We start from the raw sequence: 18,363 nt of genomic DNA, 5'->3' as shown, positions 1-18,363 counted from the left end.
GCCGAACTCCGAAAACTCTGGTGGAGGGCGAGATGGTGCCCCCTGCGGCGCAACGTGGCGTGCGTGAGCCGACCCGACGCGGAGCCCGAAGTCGCGGCGCGTCGGACTCCGGACTCGTGCGTCGGCTCACTGCTGGACTTGAACCCATGATGTCGGCGATGGCGCTGCTGCGGGCGTCGCCGGCATCACGCGGGGGCCGGCGTCAGTGGGCCCGCTCGAGACGGTCGGCGCCCGGGTGCCCGGTGCCCAGGTGGGCGGTGACGAAGCGGGCGGCGCGGTCGAGCGCGGCGTCCGCCTCGTCGAGGTGGCCGTAGTGGTGCTGGAAGACGTGGGGGAGGCCGGGCCCGACTTCGAGTGTGACCTCGACGTCGTCGGCGCCCGCGCGGCCGGCCAGCCGGATCGCGTCGTCGAGCAGCACCTCGTTCGCCCCGACCTGCACGAGTAGTGGGGGCAGGCCGGTGAGGTCGGCGAACACCGGGCTGGCCAGGGGATGCGCCCGGTCGCCCGCGCCGACGTAGAGATCGGCGTAGGCGCGCACGTCCGCCTCGGTGAAAATGGGGTCGGCGCCCTCCTTGGAACGGATGCTTCCGCCCGCGAGCGTGAGGTCGGCCCACGGGGAGAAGACGACCACGGCGGCCGGTTGCGGCAGCCCGGCCTCCCGGGCCGCGAGCAGCGTGGCGATGCTCAGGCCGCCACCGGCGGAGTCACCGGCCATGACGAGGTCCCGTGCGTCCGTGCCCGCCGCCAGCAGCTCGCGATAGGCCGCCAGACCGTCATCGACGGCCGCGGGGAAAGGGTGCTCGGGCGCCAGCCGGTAATCCACCGATATCGCTCGCAGTCCCGCGCGGCGGGCCAGTTCACCGGCCAGTCCCGCATGGGTGTCCGGTGAGCCGACGACGTAGCCGCCGCCGTGCAGGTAGAGCAGTCGGCCGCGGCCGGAGACTTCGGCCGGCTCCAGCTCCAGGGCCGGCCGCCCGCCCAGGACGGTCCTGCGGGTGACCACGCCCTCCGGCGCGGGGCGGGTGACAGCTCCGGCGAAACCACTGCGCTGCTTCGCCGCAGTGGGCCGCGTCTCGCTGCGAGGGGCGGAACGGAGCATGGCGTCCAGGGCGTCGCGCTGCTGTCGGGACATGGGGGCCTCCATGAGGTGGGCGGGGTGCGAGGATGCATTCCTGGGAATCCATCCGTATGAGCCCAACCAGATTCCAAGGAAGATGATTCCCAGGAATCTATCTGGAGAGATGCTGTGAGCCACGTCACCTCGATCTTCACCGACCTCGTCCGCGTCGAGACCCGGCTCTACAACGCGGTGAGTGCCCGGCTGCGCGCCGAGCAAGGGCTGGGGCTGGGGCAGTTCGAGTTTCTGGAGATCATCGACCGTGTGCCGGGGTGCCGCGTGCTCGACATCGTCGGCGAACTGGCGATCACCGTCGGGGCCGTCAGCAAGGCGGTCGACCGGCTGGTGGCTGTGGGCTGGTGCCTGCGGGTCGCGCACCCCCAGGACCGCCGCTCGTCCGTCCTCCGCCTCACATCCGAGGGTGAGGAGCAGTTGGCCGCTTCCCGCCCCATCGTCGAAAGCGCACTCATCTCGCTGACCGCGGCGGTTCCCCTTGGCGACCTGACCCGCATCGCCTCGACCCTGACCACCCTTCGCGCGACCCTCGAGGAAGGCTCCCACGGCCGACCGGGCTGAGGGGACATGCGCCAGGCGCGGCCCCGCGAGGCCGGCATCACGAGTTCAAGTTCAGGACCGATCCGCCCCAAGGGGTCCGTCCCGCCTGTCGAATGCCGCTCTCCGATCCGCTCGCTTCCCCTCTCGCATCCCCTTGGCGCGGCGGAACTGGCCAACGGTCACATGCAGGGCAAGCTCGTGCACCCCTTCCGCTGAATCAACGGGGATGGCCCTCGAACACGATCGTGTTCGAGGGCCATCCCCGTTCCTGTACGGGCCACGGCAGCGGGCCGGCGCCCGGCTGGGCTCAGCGTTTGGCCACGAAGATGTGCGCGGCGGCCTGCTTGGGGAGTTCGGCGGCTTCCCCGCCGCTGCCGACCATCACGCCGCCGGGCGACGACGTCACGCTCACGACCGCGCCGGGCCGCACCCCGGCGCGCCGCAGGCTGTACATCAGCTGGGAGTCGGTCTGGATCAGCTCCCTGATGCGCCGTACGACCGCGCTCGTGCCGTTCGGACCGGGCCGAAGGTCGCTGAGGCTGACCACGCCCTCGCCGGGGAACGGATCCACGGTGCTCTTGTCGCCCAGCTCCTCCAGGCCCGGGATCGGGTTGCCGTACGGCGACTCGGTCGGGTGGCGCAGCAGCTCGAGCACACGCCGCTCCACGGCCTCGCTCATCACGTGCTCCCAGCGACAGGCCTCGGCGTGCACCTGCTCCCACTCCAGGCCGATCACGTCGACGAGCAGGCACTCCGCGAGCCGGTGCTTGCGCATCACGCGCGTGGCGATCCGTCGGCCCTCCTCCGCCAGCTCCAGGTGCCGGTCGTCGGCTACGTGCAGTAGACCGTCGCGCTCCATGCGCGCCACCGTCTGGCTGACGGTCGGCCCGCTCTGGTCGAGACGTTCGGCGATACGGGCGCGCATGGGGACCACACCTTCCTCCTCCAGCTCGAGGATGGTGCGGAGATACATCTCCGTGGTGTCGATGAGTGGGGGCATGCTGCCCGTCAGGCGGGGGTTTCGGCGGTGGCGGTCAGGACCGCGCGGCCGAGGATGTGACCGGCCATGGTGAAGCCGAGGACGGCCGGGGTGGCGTCGGCCGCGACGCCGATGGAGGCGACGTCGAGGGCGTGCACCACGGTGAAGTAGCGGTGCGGGCCGTGCCCGGCCGGCGGGGCGGCGCCGATGAAGCGGGCCGCGCGGGCGTCGTTGGGCAGCTGGAAGGCGCCCTCGGGCAGGCCCGAGCCGGTGTCGTCGCCGGCGCCCTCGGGCAGCTCGGTGACGGTGGCGGGGATGTCGGCGACCGCCCAGTGCCAGAAACCGGACCCGGTGGGGGCGTCGGGGTCGTAGAGAGTGACGGCGTAGCTCTTGGTGCCTTCCGGGGCGCCGCTCCAGGACAGCTGCGGGGAGACGTCCTTTCCACCGGGGACGCCGAAGATGCCGGAGAACTGCTCGGGCGACCAGGCGGCGCCGTCGGTGAGGGTGGTGCTGGTGACGGTGAAGGAGGCCGCCTCGGGGAGGCCGGTGAACGGGTCGTTGCTGCTCATCGCGTCGTTCCTTTCGTGCCGTACTGAGGGGTGGTGATGCGGTCGACGGAGGGTTGACGGCGTCGCGAAGAGGTATCGCCGTCGTCTTCGGCAACCACAGGATCGACGATAACACTAATAATCGATTATTTTCTGGATCGTCTATGCTGACGGCATGACCCAGACGGCCCACACCTCGACCTCGCCGGGGAAGCAGATGCTCTCCGAGCAGGTCTACGCGCACCTGCGGGACGCGATCATGCGCGGCACCTACGCCCCCGGCGACGCCCTCAAACCGCAGGACCTCGCCAAGGAACAGGGCGTAAGCCTGGCCGTCGTGCGCGAGGCGCTCGTGCGGGTGGTCGGCGAGGGTCTCGCCGACCGGCTGCCCAACCGCGGTTTCGCGGTCCCGTCCTTCTCCGACCGCCGCTGGCAGGAGATCGCGGAAGCCCGCCGGACCATCGAACCGGTCATGTTGCGTATGTCCATCGAGCGCGGTGACGTCGACTGGGAGGCCCGCGTACGAGCCGCGCACCACCGTCTGGTCCGCACCCCCGCGTACGTGCCGGAGGAGGGCGAGTACTACAGCGGCGCCTGGTCCGAAGTCCACAGGGCTTTCCACCGCACCCTGCTGGAGGGCTGCGGCAACCCCGTCCTGCTGGAGACCTTCGACCGGATGTGGACCGCGAGCGAGCTGGCTCGCCGCTGGTCGGCGCACCGCAACCCCGACCGGGACGGCGCCGACGAACACCGCCGCTTGGAAGAGGCGGCGCTGGCCCGCGACGCCGACACCGCGGCCGGCCTACTGGCCGAGCACCTCACCCTGACCGCGGACTTACTGACCGTCTGCACCCCCTCGAACCCGTGAGGCGTGGGGCAGGTCGAGTGCGGCAGGATACGGAACCAACGCGGCTCCTGGGCCTGGGGGTTGAGACTTCGAACACCTCCCCCAGCGGCACAGGAGCCCTCGTACGTTGCGGACATCGCGCCCGTCACCCGATCAGCGGCCACGCTGAAAGAGCTCAGTAGGTCAGCGCGTCCTCGGCGGTACCGAAGAAGCTGGTGACCTGGCTGTCGTTGACCGTGATGGGGCCATCCTTGACCGGAACGGTCGTCGGGCTCTCGGAAGCGGTGAGTGCCACCTCCACCTTGTCGGCGCTCTTGCCGCCCGCGGTGTCGGCGCGCGAGAACATGATCCCGGCATACGCGCTCTCGCCGGGCTTCAGAATCCAGTCCTTGCCGTCGGGTCCCATGTGCCCGGCGGCGCCGTCGAGCCCCGGGATCGTGATCACCAGCTCGTTCGCCGGCAGCAGACAGGGGTCGCTGCCCTTGTTGCCGGCGGTCAGCAAGGCGTGGTTGACAGGCCTGGACGCGACGGTGACGTTGTAGGTGAGGTCGGCGGTCTCACACATGCCGACACCTCCGTCCTGGTCGTCGTCGGCCCCGGGCTTCGGCGACGACGCCGGTGTGCTGGGGCTGTCGGAGGACTTCCCGCTGCCACCGTCACCCGGGTCGGCCGACGAGGGTGTGTCGGTGCCCTCGTCCGTACCCGTAGCGGAAGGGCTCGCGTGCGTGCCCGGGGTGGCCACGTCGTTCTCGGCGTCACCGTTGCATGCGGTCAGGGCCAGGATGCCGATCGACAGAGCGGCGAGTGCGGCGGTGGTACGGCGTGAACGAGCGGTGTGAGCCATGAGAAGTCCCCCGGGATTCGGAATGTCCTGGTGATCATGCCTCATGGGAGCGGTGCTGCCGCCTGATCGCACCGAGCGGGAGCGGTCTTCGAACAGGTTCGTGACATTGTGACGGTGGCCGTGGAGAGGGAGTACCCGGCATCGAGCGGTGGCCCACCCAGAGCGCTCCCACTGCCGCTGACGGACGCCCCTTCGGCTCCGGCGAGGGTGAGGCGGCGCCGGAGTGGCCAGGATCCTGTACACCGGTGGTAGGGAGAAGCTGCCGTGGCATCGCCGGAGCAGCCGGTGACGAGTGCGAGGGCGGCCAGTGCGGAGCGCATGAAGCTCTTCACGCTCGCTATCGTTGGGGCAGGTCAGGTGAGCCGAACACGGTGGTCCAGCGACGGGCGAGCACCGCGTTTTCCCCGGGCGAGAGCAGCTCGGGGGCTCCGAGCGCCAGCGCGGCCGCGTACGCCGCACGGAAGGCCCGCAGCCAGGCCGGATCGCTGAGCACCTCGACCTCGTGGTATTCCTCATCCGGACCGAACAACTGCGGGCCCACCCGGTGAGCGGCCTCGTTGACTACCTTGTAGAGAGTCGTCAGGGCGCATCCGACCGGAGAAAGAGTGTGGTGGCCTCGCGACCAGCGAGACCACAGTGTTCGTGTCAGAGGCTCTTCGCCTTCGTCCGACAGCGCGGCAAGAGCGTCAGCCTGGGCGCCGGTCAGCGTTCGCGTCCGGGCGATCACCCATTCCACGGCGTCCCCGTGAGGTCCGGCGACCAGCCACGCGGGCACCTGCTCCACGACCGTGAAGGCCCGGCAGTGCATCCACCTGGGGCTCGGTATCGGCCGCATCGGTTCGAGATCGGTCACGCGCCACAGGCTGGACGGCCACTGCAGGACATCGGCGGCGATCTCGTTCACCAGCAGTCCCTCGTCGCCGACCGGCTGTCGGTCCGCCGGTCGCACGGGACGGCGCTCACGAGCGGCGAACAGCTTGTCGGGAACGAAGGACACGCGCGCCCCGGGCACAGGCTCCGGCCCGCCGTAGAAATGTTCGGCGTCGTACAAGGCGAAGAAGGACACGCCGCCACCGTACGACCTCGACGCTGCGGCCGCCCCCGGCTTACGGAGCGTCGAGAGGGAGCCGCTGGTCACGCTCCGCCCCGGACCAGGATCACGCTCCAGTACTGGTCCGCCTCGTGCCGGCACCAGCAGAGGCAGCCACGACCGGCAACGGCTCACGGCCGAGGCCGCCGGCCCCGAACACCCGCATCGCGGGCTCTGGTCAGTGGCCGCCGCTCGGGGGCTCGCAGTTGCTGCCGTCGGGGTACCCGCCGAAAGCGTCCGCCGTGGTGGAGCCACTGTTCATCGTGCCCTCCACACACCAGGGAGAGACGCCGATGTCGATGAGGAAACCGGCCCCGGCGGACCCGTTCTGGTACGCCTGTACCTTCTCGGCGGAGTAACCGAGACCGGAGAGCGCGTCGCGGACGCTGTCCGGGGCGAAGTCGCCACGCCGGCGCAGCGGTTCGAGTGCGTCCTTGACGCGTCCGACGACGGTCAGCCCGTCGCAGCGGTTCTGGCCGTGGAGCGGAAGGGGAACCCTGAAGCCGTGGTTCTCGGCGTAGTGGTCGGCCGGCGACTCGGTTGAGCCGGGGGTGGCGGCGGCCGTGGACTCCGTCGGCTCGGGGCTCTCGCCCGGACAGATGAAGTCCACTGGTGTGCTCGGCGTCGCCATGCCGGTCGGCGTTGGACGCGAACTCCGGTACGCGTCGGCGGCATCCCCCGCCCGCTGTGTTCCGCACCCTGTCGCCGACAGGACCAACACCGTTAACGTCAGCATCCCGAGCCGGGCTCTCATCTTCCTTGGCGTCGTCATTCCCTGATCCTTTCCCGTAGCCCGGCGGGCGTCATGAGTACTTCTACTCATGACCGCAACATCGCGGTCAGCCGTCGATGGCAGATCCCGGCGATCGCTGTGTGGGGGAGGCGTCGTGGTCGTCGGCGACGTACCGGCGTCGGCACGGTGCCGGACGGAGGCACTACGGTACGTCGCTGTGGACGCTGCTGATCTCGACTATCGGGTCCGGACGCAGTCCGGTTGCATCCCGCCGCACCTGGTCTCCCGGCTTCTCGAACTCGGCCATGCCGAAGCGGTGGGGTACTGGGCCGGCCACGGGGAGTGGTTCTGCGCGCGGGAGTGGGCGCGGCTGCTCGGTGAACAGGAGCTGCGGGTCGAGGCGTTGGAGATACTCGCCCCGTACCTCGCTTCGGGCTGGTGGACGGCCACCAGGACCACGGCGGAGCTGTTGGAGAGCTGGGGGCGGGCCGACGAGGCGATCGCGCTGACCCGATCTCGTATGGAGGCCGGGCATCCGTCGGCGCTGGAGTTCTGTGCGCGATTGCTCGCCCGGCACGGCAGGAGCGACGAGGCGTTCACCTTGTTGCGGCCACACATCGACGACGGCACCCTCGCTGAGGCCCTGGTCGACGTCGCGGCGGGCGCCTGCCGCGACGAGGAGGCCGCAGCACTGCTCGCCGCCCGGATCCCGGACGGGCACCGTTGCGACACGCCGTGGTGCTGCCACGGCCTCGACTCCGACACGGCGATCGGTCTGCTCGCCGTGATCCGCGAACGTCAGGGCCGCACCGACGAAGCGACAGCCCTGCTGCGGACCCGAAACGGCACCTCGGTCAACGGCCGCGACCAGCTGGCCGACCTGCTGGCCCGGCACGACCGGACCGGGGAACTGCGCGCCTACGCCGCGACCGAGGTGCTGGGACATGGCGCGCGGCGCCTCGCGGAACTGCTGGAGGAACGCGGTGACGTGGAGGGCGCGATCGCCGTGTACAGGCGAGCCGGCCGCTCATCCGTGTGCCGGGGCACCATGACGGTGCATCTCGCGCAGCTCCTGGCGCGGCACGGCCGCGGGGACGAGGCGATCGAGGTGTTGCGGGCCCTGGCCGGTGGGGCCGACGACTGGATTCTTCACGTGCTCTGCACCCTCTGCGCCGACGCGGGCCGCCCCGAGGACGGCCTGGCCCACCTCGATGCCTTGAAGGCACGCCGTGGCGAGGAGGAGTGGGACCTCTTCTGGATCCGGCTTCCGCTGCTGGCCGCCTGCGACCGCGTTGACGAGGCGGTCGAACGGGCCCGGGCTCACCCCGAGGGCGGCACGTCGTACGCGGCGCCGCACATTGCCGAGCTGCTGGCGGGCGCCGGACGCACCGAGGAGGCTGTCGCGGTCCTGCGACCCCACGCCTCCGCGAACAGTCACGAGCTGGCCGGGTACCTCATCGACCTCGGCCGGGTCGCAGAGGCCGTTGCCGTCCTGCGTCAGGACGAGTCCCGTCCGCCACAGCCCTCGACCACCGCCTGGAGCGCAGAGCCCCCGTTCTGATGTGTGCCCGGCACGAACCGAGGGCTGATCGGGTCACCGATGTGACCGGGCTGCACGTGAACCGCCCGCGGGAAGCGGATCCCGTCGAAAGCACGCTCGCGCTCTTCGGGGGACTGCCGAGCCGGTGCAGGCGCCTTCCGGTGATGGGAGCCGGACGGACAGGGGGTGTTGATGGCGCACCCGATCCACCGGCTGGGGCGGGCGACCGTACGGATCACGCCGGTTCGGCGGTCCACGGCCACGCGGCCTCGCGGCCGGCCTCGATGAGGCCGGCCATCCGGAACGCGGCGTCCGTGAGGCCGCCGAAGGTGTGCCGGTGGGGGCCCGTCGGTCCGTGGGCGGGCCGGTATCCCGCAAGGTTCCAGGTGTAGACCGGGATGCCGAGCGGGACCGGCTGGGCCGGGTCCCCGGAGCAGCGGCAGGAGGCGGCCTGCTCGTCGGTGACGATCAGGACCCGGTCGTGCCCCCGGTAATGGGTCCGCACGGCCTCCGCGGTGTGGGTGCCGCCCATATCGTGGAACCGTTTCAGCACCTCGAGCACCGGCTCGCCCGCCTCGAACGGCACCTGCGCGCTGCTCGAGCCGAACTCCACCAGATCCGCCTGCTCGGCGCGCATGGCCAGCGCGGTGCCGAACACGGCTGCCGCGTCCGAGTGGGTCAGCTTGGACCGCTCGGAGACGGTGCCGTAGAACATCGAGCCGGACCGGTCCACCAGGATCAGCGTCCGGCCGGGCAGCGGCGGTACGTTGGCCAGGGAGTGGGTCAGTGCCTGTTCCAGTGCGGCCGCCCAGCGCTGCGACGGTGCGTGCTGGTGGGCGGCCAGGTAGCGGAAGGGGAACTGCCGGGACCGGGCCACCTCGGAGGCGTTCGAGAGCCGGGCGGCGACCTGGGCCGCGACGTCGTCCGAGACTCCCGCCTCGTCGAAGTTCCGCAGGTTCCGCAGGAGCGCCATCGGCGCCATCGTGGGGATCATGGCTTCCCAGACAGCGGCGTCCATCGGTCCGTGGAGCCAACCCGCCAGCACCTCCCACGTCATGCCTGCCGCGGCCAGCCGCTCGGAGCCGCCCGGCCCGGTCACCAAGGCACGCCGCTCGTCCGCAGGCGCTTCCATCAGGGTCCGGTGGGCGGTCAGCAGACGGTCGGAGGACGGCGAAACCGCCTGTTCCGGGTGGTGGCGCCGGTCCAGGGCGTACCGGAAGAGCGCACCCTGCCAGGGCTTGTCCGGGGCGGGGGAGGCGTGCACCAGGTTGAGCACGTCGCCGAAGCGCAGACCCTTGGACGCGGTGTCGTACTTGAGCAGGGACCGAGACGTGTACAGACGGCGTACGCCGTCGGCGATGCCCCGCTTCACCGGCTGCGGCACGTTCCGCCCGTACGCCGAGATCCAGTGGGCGAGCAGTTCGCCGGGCTCGTCGGCGCGCTGGAGCACCGAGTCGATCACGGAGCGGTTGGACGGGCCCCCGGACTTCCCGGCCCTGAGCCGGGCCCGCACGTACGCGGCGGCGCCGACCAGGGACGCCGTGCGCATGTTGCCCTCGCCGCGAAGCCAGCGCAGCAGGCCGGCCGTCCACTCGGGGTCCTGGAGAGCGAGTTCACCGACGAGGCGGGCGTACCGGTCGTCCCGCTCCGCACCGCTCTCGTAAAAGGTGCGCTGGGAGACGAAGTTGCCGACCGCGAGCAGGAAGAGTTCCTCGCGGGGTTCCCGGACGAAGGCCTGGCCGCCCTCGTAGGTGCGGAAGTCCGGCGTGCACTCGTGACCGAGCCGTGGTGGGGACAGGGTGCGCGCGGTGACCGAGATGTGCGGGGCCACGAGCATCTCGGACCAGATCTTGGAGACGCGTGGGGTATGACGAGGCAGCGAATCCCCCCGGATTCAAAGGACTTGGACGGCCCCGGCCAAAAGGTCGACGGGGCGAAGACGCCCCGACGGGGCGAACGCGCCCGCGCCTGCCGAGATCAAAGGTGGCGGCGGCGTTACTTGGTTTCAGAAGGAAGTAGCCGCAGCCGAGCGCATCGGAGGCGCGGTCGCGATCCCAACGTACAAGCGCCGTCGGGTCGCACGCCAGCGATTTAGTACTCCAGCAGCGTTTCGCTGTCTGGCCTGGTCAGAGGCGTTTTCGGGAGTGTGGTCGGCCGCAAGAACGGCTGACAGCCGGCCGGATGTGCCGGGCACCGCACCTGCGACGGCCTGCGACGGCTGTTGGACGGGGCAACCTGGGATGCCGATTCGTGGCAAGGGTGACGAGGCCGCCGAACTCCCCGTGGCGCCTCCACCACGGTCGCGCCGGACCTGCCGCCCTTGACCTTGCCGCAACGTCATGGTCTGTACTGGGCTCATGCGAATCGGCGAGATCGCCGCCCTCGTCGGGGTCACCCCGCGGGCCGTGCGGCACTACCACCATCTCGGGCTGTTGCCCGAGCCCGTACGGCGCAGTAACGGCTACCGCGAGTACGGCATGCGGGAAGCTGTCCTGCTCGCCCGGATCCGGCGGCTGACCGCGCTCGGGCTCGGGCTCGACGAGGTGCGGGACGTCCTCGCGGACGACGAGGGGCGGGAGCTGGTGGAGGTGCTGGAGGAGCTGGACCAGGACCTCGGACGGCAGGAGGCGGTCGTCCGGGAGCGGCGGGCACGGCTCGCCGGGCTTCTGGCCGAGGCGCGGGCCGGGCGGCTCTCCGCGGAGGGTCCGGTGTCGCCGGAGCTCACCAGGCTGTTGGCAGGTCTCGGCGAGGCGCCGGACTCCCCGATGGCTGTGCGGGACCGGGAACACCTGGCGTTCCTCGACGCCGTGGTCCCCGAGGAGAAGCGGGGCTCGCTGATGGCGGCGCTGCACGGGATGAGGGAGCACGCGGGGGAGGTGTACGGCCTGCTGGACTCGCTCGCCGACGAGGAGCCGGACGACCCGCGGGTGGCCCGCGCGGCGGCATCCTTGGCAACCCTCCTGCCCGATCACCTGGCGGTGTACTTCCCGGGCAAGGGCGCAGGCGGTCCGGCGGACGCCATCTTCGCGGATCTGGCCCCTGCCCAGTCGGAGGCCATCCGCCGTGCGATGGAACTGGTGACGGAACGACAGGAAGGACCATCATGACGACTCCGGAGATCCGCGTGGCCCTGCCCCGGCCGGCCGCCTCCGTCCGCGGGCCGGTACTGCGGAAGCTGCGCGGCATCGCGTTCCCCGCACAGCTCGTGTTGGCCGCATGCCTGATCAGCGGAGTGGCGATACCCGGCACCGTCCTGCTCGGCGGCAAGCTGCTTCTGCTGGTGCTGCTCGGCATCGAGGTGCACGTCTGGCTGAGGCTGCGGCGGCACGGGCTGTCCCGGCGGGAGGCGCTCGCGCAGCTCGTGCCCGAGCCCGTGCTGCGGTTCGTCAAACACGAGCTGCGGATCATGGCGAGCCTGGTCCGGTGGGCAGCCCGCCGCCGGCACGGTGTCAACGGCGCCGACGCGGTCTTCTCACACGGCCGCGACCAGGCCATTATGATCTACGGCCTCGTGTTCGCCTGCATCGCCGAGACCGTCGCCCTGTCGTACCTGCTCACGGACTGGCCCGTCGTCCACACCGTCTTCCTGGTGGTCGACGTCTACACCGTCCTGTTCGTCCTCGGCCTTCACGCGGCCTCCGTCACCCGGCCGCACGTCCTCGCCGACGGTGCCCTGCGCGTCCGGCAGGCAGCCCACATCGACGTCCACGTGCCACTCGACCAGGTCGCCTCCATCCGGCGCGAGACGCTGTTCACCCACGAGAAGAAGGACGACGAGCTGAACCTGCCCATCGGCTCACAGACCTCCGTCACCCTCGCACTGACCGAACCGGTCAACGCGCCGAAGTTCCTCGGCGCGCCCCGCCTCGTCAGCGTGATCAGGCTGCACGCGGACGATCCGAAGGCCCTCCACGACGCCGTCACACGGGCACGAACCGTACCCCCGTCCGTCCCCGGTGGATCGGCATCGGCCTGACACGGAGCGGCAGGCCCGCCGCACCCCTTCCTCGCTCGCTACGCTGCAGGTCAGAAGGGGTGCGGAGGCATTCACCCGTCACATGTTGATCAAGTGCGGGGCCGGGTCTCCGACCTGCACCCCTGCAATCGATCAACACTGCGACCTGCGACTTAGCCGTCGATGGTTGTCAGCGTTGGTCGTCGTTGAGCACCCTCGGACGGCCCAGGGACGGCCCGGAGGGTGCTCAACACCATGACCGATGAAGCCCCTCAATGTCAGAGTCCTGGCGAGAGAGATGGATCGCTCTCGCCGTGCTTCGTCACTGTCAGAGTCAGGAAGGTCACGGTCCGGGTGAATGCCCACAACACGCCGCGTCGTCCGACACGTGCTGTGAGCCATCAGCTTGGGAAGCTGAGGTGATCTGGGGCCTGTTGGAGGACTGACCTGGGGCGGAAGGGCGTCGACTCCAGGTGACGGATTCCTCGATTCCCCGGTGTTCCCCGCGGTTCCCCGTACGATCTGGCGCGCGTCTGGCACGACCTCTTCGTCCCGAACTCTCGGCGGGACGGTCATTGACGGTTCTCGGGCTGCTCAATCAGCTGTGGACGGCTTCTGAGGTACAGCCTCGGTCGCTGAGGTTGCTGTACTCCCGTGCTGTACGACGTCGGCTTTCTGACGGGCGCTGGCGAGGTTGTTGCGTGAGGTCAGGGTGTTGGGGTGGTCCTCGCCCAGCAGTCGGACGCGGTCGGTGAGGGTCTGCTCGAACAGGGGGATGGCCCGTCCCAGATCCCCTGCCGACTCGTAGGCGCCGGCGAGGTTGTTGCGGGAGGTCAGGGTGTTGGGGTGGTCCTCGCCCAGCAGTCGGACGCGGTCGGTGAGGTTCTGCTCGAACAGGGGGATGGCCCGTCCCAGGTCCCCCGCCGACTGGTAGGCGCTGGCGAGGTTGTTGCGGGAGGTCAGGGTGTTGGGGTTGTCCTTGCCCAGGACTCGCTGGCTGTCGGTGAGGTTCTGCTCGAACAGGGGGATGGCCCGTCCCAGGTCCCCCGCCGACCGGTAGGCGCCAGCAAGGCCGTTGCGGGAGGTCAGGGTGTTGGGGTGGTCCTCGCCCAGCAGCCGGATGCTGTCGGTGAGGGTCTGTTCGTACAGGGGGATGGCCCGTCCCAGATCCCCTGCCGACTCGTAGGCGCCGGCGAGGTTGTTGCGGGAGGTCAGGGTGTTGGGGTGGTCCTCGCCCAGCAGTCGGACGAGGTCGGTGAGGTTCTGCTCGAACAGGGGGATGGCCCGTCCCAGGTCCCCCGCCGACTCGTAGGCGCCGGCGAGGTTGTTGCGTGAGCCCAGGGTGTTGGGGTGGTCCTTGCCCAGGACTCGCTGGCTGTCGGTGAGGTTCTGCTCGAACAGGGGGATGGCCCGTCCCAGGTCCCCCGCCGACTGGTAGGCGCTGGCGAGGTCGTTGCGGGAGGTCAGGGTGTTGGGGTTGTCCTTGCCCAGGACTCGCTGGCTGTCGGTGAGGTTCTGCTCGAACAGGGGGATGGCCCGTCCCAGGTCCCCCGCCGACCGGTAGGCGCCAGCAAGGCCGTTGCGGGAGGTCAGGGTGTCGGGGTGGTCCTCGCCCAGCAGCCGGACGCGGTCGGTGAGGGTCTGTTCGTACAGGGGGATGGCCCGTCCCAGATCCCCTGCTGACTCGTAGGCGCTGGCGAGGTTGTTGCGTGAGGTCAGGGTGTTGGGGTGGTCCTCGCCCAGCAGCCGGATGCTGTCGGTGAGGGTCTGCTTGAACAGGGGGATGGCCCGTCCTAGATCCCCTGCTGACTGGTAGGCGCTGGCGAGGTTGTTGCGGGAGATCAGGGTGTTGGGGTTGTCCTTGCCCAGGACTCGCTGGCTGTCGGTGAGGGTCTGCTCGTGCAGGGGGATGGCCCGTCCCAGGTCCCCCGCTGACTCGTAGGCGCTGGCGAGGTTGTTGCGGGAGGTCAGGGTGGTGGGGTGGTCCTCGCCCAGCAGCCGGACGCGGTCGGTGAGGGTCTGCTTGAACAGGGGGATGGCCCGTCCTAGATCCCCTGCCGACTGGTAGGCGCTGGCGAGGTTGTTGCGGGAGATCAGGGTGTTGGGGTTGTCCTCGCCCAGCAGCCGGACGCGGTCGGTGAGGGTCTGCTTGAACAGGGGGATGGCCCGTCCCAGATCCCCTGCCGACTGGTAGGCGCTGGCGAGGTTGTTGCGGGAGGTCAGGGTGTCGGGATGGTCCTCGCCCAGCAGCCGGATGCTGTCGGTGAGGGTCTGTTCGTACAGGGGGATGGCCCGTCCCAGATCCCCTGCCGACTCGTAGGCGCTGGCGAGGTTGTTGCGGGAGGTCAGGGTGTCGGGATGGTCCTCGCCCAGCAGCCGGACGCGGTCGGTGAGGTTCTGCTCGAACAGGGGGATGGCCCGTCCCAGATCCCCCGCCGACCGGTAGACGCCAGCCAGACCGTTGCGTGAGGTCAGGGTGTTGGGGTGGTCCTCGCCCAGCAGTCGGACGCGGTCGGTGAGGGTCTGCTTGAACAGGGGGATGGCCCGTCCCAGATCCCCCGCTGACCGGTAGGCGCTGGCGAGGTTGTTGCGTGAGGTCAGGGTGGTGGGGTGGTCCTCGCCTAGCACCCGGACGAGGTCGGTGAGGGTCTGCTCGTGCAGGGGGATGGCCCGTCCCAGGTCCCCCGCCGACTCGTAGGCGCCGGCGAGGTTGTTGCGTGAGCGCAGGGTGTCGGGATGGTCCTCGCCCAGCAGCCGGACGCGGTCGGTGAGGGTCTGCTCGAACAGGGGGATGGCCCGTCCCAGGTCCCCCGCCGACTGATAGGCGAGGGCGAGGTTGTTGCGTGAGGCCAAGGTGGTGAGGTGATCATCGCCTAGCACCCGGACGAGGTCGGTGAGGGTCTGTTCGTACAGGGGGATGGCCCGTCCCAGGTCCCCCGCCGACCAGTAGGCGCCGGCGAGGTTGTTGCGGGAGGTCAGGGTGTCGGGATGGCCCTCGCCTAGTTGGTTGGTGTTCGCATCGGTGAGGCGTTGGTAGTGGTACACGGCACTGGCGGGTTGTCCGCTTTCGTAGTCGTAGCGGGCCACGCTGTCGAGCAGGTCGAGGCTTTCACTGGTGTCGAGCTCTTCGACGAGGGCGCGGGCGTGAGGCATGACGCCGGCGAGGTCGAGTCGGCCGGGTGTGTACACGGCTTGCATGAGGTGGGTGGTGGCCGTGAGAGCTGCTTGGCGCAGGGCAGGTTTGAGGCGTGTTGTTTCGGGGTGCAGAGTGAGGGTGCGGCTGACCAAGGCGTGCATGAACCAGCTCGGGGGCTCGGTGCCCGTCTGGCGGATGAGGGAGCGCCGCTGGGCGGCGGACAGGGCACGTCGGTCCGCACGTAGGGTGCTCTGCTCGTCCTGGTGGTTCAAAGCGGTGCTGATGCTGGTGAGGAGGCGTTCGGGCAGCGGGGCGGGGGCGAGGAGGGCGGCGATGCGCAGCAGGGTCAGGGCGTGGTTGTCGAGGTGGTGCAGGCTGCGGGCGAAGGTGGCGGCGATGTCGTTGGTGTGGTCGGTGGGCACCTGCATGTACAGGTCGTCGACCAGTTCCTGGAAGGCGTCGCCGTGCTGGGTGTCGGCGAGCTGGCTCAGCAGTTCGGTGTAGGTCAGGCCCGGCTGGTCGGCGAGGCAGCCGCGGGCTAAGTCGATAGCCAGGGCGTGACTGCCCAGGCGCTGCACCAGCGTCCGCGCAGCAGCCTCCTCGGCCGGGCCGTTCGGGATGCGGGCGGTGGTGAGTAGGCGGTGGGCCTCGTCGGGATGCAGCACATCCACGTCGACGAGGGGTTCCGGATAGCGGCGCCAGCGTGTGGTCATGATCGTACGGCCCAGTGGATGCGGTGCCGCCAGCTCCTGCACCACATTCGGCGAGAGATCACCGGGGACGTCGTCGACGATCCACAGACACGGCTCGTTGATGGTCTGGATGTGCTGGCGGGCAGCCTCCCGGACTTGCACCGGAGCAAGCGCGGTGCTGTCCAGCGCCAAGGCGGCTGCAATCTGTTGGTAGTGCTGCGCCAGCACATCCGCCTGCCCAGCGTCTGAGGCTGGTGCGTTCGGGGTGTGGCTGGCGGCCGAGGTGAACCAGTAGATCCCACCGGGGTAGAAAGCCTCGAACTGGCGGGCGTACTGCTCGACCAGCAGGGTCTTGCCCACCCCGCCCAACCCCATGACCACGGCCTGGCCGGCCGCCGCCCCGTTCTGTGTCGCCGGGTACTCGAACGCGTGCAGCGCCTTATGCAACTGCCAGAACTCGTCCACCCGGCCGACGAACCGCTCCGAACCCAGATGCTCCAACGGTCGCCACACCGGCCGCTTTGAGGCAATCGCATCCCCCAGACATCCCGGAGACTCTCCTACACGTGCCACGATCCGCTCGACCAGCCGCGTCACAGACTCTGGTTCGGTGGAAACGCCATACCGGGCATCCCGCAACTGCACCGGCTGAATATGATCCGCAACAGGCTCGGGATTGATGACCAGGATGCGCTCACTGGCCTGTCCTAGCGTGGTGGCTGCACGAAACGCGGTCAGCAATTCCCACTGGCAAGCCGGACGAGTGGGATAAGTGGCTGAGTAGTAGGCCACGAACAGTCGCGCTCCCGCCAGCGCCGAGCTGATCTCGTCGGTGATGCCCTCGAACTCGTCGATCCCCGACTCGTCCAGAAAGACGCCCACCCCCGCATCCCGGAGCGCCGCCACCAGCGGCAGAACAGCGACACGATCCGCTCTGGGGTAACTGAAAAACACCTCGTTCATATCACCCTGTGCCTGTTCATGGGCCGCGCCGTCTGTCAGATGCATGAAGACCCCCGTACCTGCCGCACACCATCCGATACCGGTCACACTGCGGCACAACAAGGCTAGCCAGTCCGAACCCGCACCGTCCCGACAACGCAAGACCCGATCTCACCCCTCCACGACGATCGCAAGGAGCGGGCCCCTGCCAGCTCTGTTCGGCTGACCGGTCAACCGCGGTTGCGGTGTTGCCGCGAACCGCTCTTGTGCGGCATGTCCTTCGTGGCGAGGCGGTGCAGCGGGCTCGTTGAAGTAGCGAGAGCGGTGATGCGGCGACGGGTCAGTTGTCGGTGGGTACGGCTTGCAGGAGGTTGGGCACGCCGCAGGCGCTGGCGAGGAGATCCGCGTACGCGGTGAGGATGCCGCGGGTGTCGGTCAGGGCTGCGCGAAGCTCCTCGGTACGGGGCCAGAGTTGCTCGTGGTCGCGGCGTGAACGGTCGGCGGGACGCTGGTTCTCCCAGTCCTCCAGCATCGGGTGCCAGCGGGCCAGCAGAGGCCGGATGCCGAAGTTGAGCATGGCCACGGCCAGAAAGCCGAAGTTGTACTGCCCGTTGCGTTTCGGCTCGGCCACGTCCGGGCCATGCTGGCGCAGGACATCACGGGTCGTGGCGAACAGGGAGTACAGACTGGTGAGCGCCTCCCGCAGGAGACCCTCGTCGGCGCGCAGAGGCACCACAGAGATCCGAGTGACCAGTTCTACGTAGACCTCCCAGGCCGCGCGGCGTTCGGCGTCGTTGGGCTCCCAGGTGCCGGAGATCTCCAGCACGTGCAGGTTCAGTTTCACATCCACGCTCTTGGGCGCGCGCACCATGACCGTTCCCCTCGGCTGCTGACGGAAGTGGTGTTCTCTCGGTTCCTCGGCTCACGTTACTGGGATTGATCACGGGGTAACGCTGTCAACGCCGTCTTCTGCTCCGTCGGTCATCGTGGCGGTCATGGTCCGTAGGGCGGCGGGGAGTGCTGCTTTGTAAGGGCGGACGTGGTCGGCGGTGCACTTTCCCAGGTCGCTCCGGCTGTAGCCGCTGCCCAGAGCATCGACTCATCTCGACTGTGGCGAACCGTCGTTGACCGTGGTTGACCGCACGATGTGGCACGGCTGTGGCACGGGGACCTCTTCGTCCCTAAGCAACTTCGGTGAGGGCGCCGCCGTGGGCTGGTGTGTCCTTCGCCTGCGCTGATAGTCCACGCTTGTCCGCCGTTGCTCGCTGTCGTTGGCGTCTGATTGATGGCCCCGTCGACCTGAAGCGTCGGCATTGGCTGGGAAGCAACACGAGCTCGGACCACAAGCCACCAAGGTCACCGACGGCACGCACTCACCCGCCAAG

The 18,363-nt window shown here is 69.5% G+C and carries 14 protein-coding genes and 1 pseudogene; 5 read left to right on the top strand and 10 right to left on the bottom strand.

Annotated features, from left to right (window positions below; all coding sequences use genetic code 11):
• Window positions 1-202: 202 nt before the first annotated feature.
• Window positions 203-1,132, bottom strand: coding sequence for an alpha/beta hydrolase (locus tag OG485_RS03950; RefSeq protein ID WP_328664556.1), 930 nt, complete (start codon window positions 1,130-1,132; stop codon window positions 203-205).
• 114 nt (window positions 1,133-1,246) lie between these two features.
• Between OG485_RS03950 and OG485_RS03945 the strand changes: the two genes are divergently transcribed.
• Window positions 1,247-1,693 (top strand): MarR family winged helix-turn-helix transcriptional regulator, encoded by a 447-nt coding sequence (locus tag OG485_RS03945; protein WP_328664555.1) that lies wholly within the window; start codon window positions 1,247-1,249, stop codon window positions 1,691-1,693.
• A gap of 286 nt (window positions 1,694-1,979) precedes the next feature.
• Here OG485_RS03945 and OG485_RS03940 read toward each other — a convergent pair whose 3' ends face one another.
• Window positions 1,980-2,672, bottom strand: a complete 693-nt coding sequence (locus OG485_RS03940; protein WP_328664554.1) for a metal-dependent transcriptional regulator — start codon at window positions 2,670-2,672, stop codon at window positions 1,980-1,982.
• 8 nt (window positions 2,673-2,680) lie between these two features.
• On the bottom strand, window positions 2,681-3,220 hold the full coding sequence (locus OG485_RS03935) for a YbhB/YbcL family Raf kinase inhibitor-like protein (RefSeq protein ID WP_328664553.1): 540 nt from the start codon (window positions 3,218-3,220) through the stop codon (window positions 2,681-2,683).
• Between the two features lie 154 nt (window positions 3,221-3,374).
• Between OG485_RS03935 and OG485_RS03930 the strand changes: the two genes are divergently transcribed.
• A complete protein-coding gene (locus tag OG485_RS03930; protein WP_328664552.1) occupies window positions 3,375-4,067 on the top strand; it encodes a GntR family transcriptional regulator in 693 nt (230 codons plus the stop codon).
• Between the two features lie 154 nt (window positions 4,068-4,221).
• Here the strand turns inward: OG485_RS03930 and OG485_RS03925 are convergent, their stop codons facing one another.
• The 3 genes from OG485_RS03925 to OG485_RS03915 all read right to left on the bottom strand — a co-directional run bounded on the left by OG485_RS03925 (window position 4,222) and on the right by OG485_RS03915 (window position 6,611).
• Window positions 4,222-4,890: a DUF4232 domain-containing protein gene (locus OG485_RS03925; RefSeq protein WP_328664551.1), complete on the bottom strand. Its 669-nt coding sequence runs from the start codon at window positions 4,888-4,890 to the stop codon at window positions 4,222-4,224.
• A 337-nt stretch (window positions 4,891-5,227) separates the two neighbouring features.
• A complete protein-coding gene (locus tag OG485_RS03920; protein ID WP_328664550.1) occupies window positions 5,228-5,956 on the bottom strand; it encodes a hypothetical protein in 729 nt (242 codons plus the stop codon).
• Window positions 5,957-6,158: 202 nt separating this feature from the next.
• Entirely contained in the window at window positions 6,159-6,611 is a 453-nt protein-coding gene (locus OG485_RS03915; RefSeq protein WP_328664549.1) for a hypothetical protein, read from the bottom strand.
• A gap of 319 nt (window positions 6,612-6,930) precedes the next feature.
• On the opposite strand from OG485_RS03915, the gene OG485_RS03910 reads away from it, so the two are divergent.
• Complete coding sequence (locus tag OG485_RS03910; protein WP_328664548.1) at window positions 6,931-8,274, top strand: tetratricopeptide repeat protein; 1,344 nt, start codon at window positions 6,931-6,933, stop codon at window positions 8,272-8,274.
• Between the two features lie 214 nt (window positions 8,275-8,488).
• On the opposite strand, the gene OG485_RS03905 is transcribed toward OG485_RS03910, so the two are convergent.
• Window positions 8,489-10,090 carry a TROVE domain-containing protein gene (locus OG485_RS03905; protein ID WP_328664547.1) on the bottom strand — a complete coding sequence of 534 codons (1,602 nt, stop codon included), beginning with the start codon at window positions 10,088-10,090 and terminating at the stop codon, window positions 8,489-8,491.
• Window positions 10,091-10,610: 520 nt separating this feature from the next.
• Here OG485_RS03905 and OG485_RS03900 point away from each other — a divergent pair.
• Together OG485_RS03900 and OG485_RS03895 are read left to right on the top strand one after the other, a co-directional pair.
• Window positions 10,611-11,360, top strand: coding sequence for a MerR family transcriptional regulator (locus OG485_RS03900; RefSeq protein ID WP_328664545.1), 750 nt, complete (start codon window positions 10,611-10,613; stop codon window positions 11,358-11,360).
• Window positions 11,357-12,229, top strand: a complete 873-nt coding sequence (locus tag OG485_RS03895; RefSeq protein ID WP_328664543.1) for a hypothetical protein — start codon at window positions 11,357-11,359, stop codon at window positions 12,227-12,229. Before OG485_RS03900 ends, OG485_RS03895 begins: the two co-directional genes overlap by 4 nt.
• 573 nt (window positions 12,230-12,802) lie before the next feature.
• Here the strand turns inward: OG485_RS03895 and OG485_RS03890 are convergent.
• From OG485_RS03890 to OG485_RS03885, 3 genes and pseudogenes are all read right to left on the bottom strand, one after another.
• A complete protein-coding gene (locus OG485_RS03890) occupies window positions 12,803-16,537 on the bottom strand; it encodes a tetratricopeptide repeat protein (RefSeq protein WP_328664541.1) in 3,735 nt (1,244 codons plus the stop codon).
• 138 nt (window positions 16,538-16,675) lie between these two features.
• Window positions 16,676-16,999, bottom strand: a pseudogene (locus OG485_RS43915) (toll/interleukin-1 receptor domain-containing protein); the annotation flags it as partial.
• Between the two features lie 319 nt (window positions 17,000-17,318).
• Window positions 17,319-17,849 (bottom strand): hypothetical protein, encoded by a 531-nt coding sequence (locus OG485_RS03885; RefSeq protein WP_326787697.1) that lies wholly within the window; start codon window positions 17,847-17,849, stop codon window positions 17,319-17,321.
• Window positions 17,850-18,363: the final 514 nt, after the last annotated feature.

It is taken from the genome of Streptomyces sp. NBC_00328, assembly GCF_036139655.1.
Lineage (GTDB): Bacteria > Actinomycetota > Actinomycetes > Streptomycetales > Streptomycetaceae > Streptomyces.
This window is presented reverse-complemented; position numbering and strand designations above follow the sequence as displayed.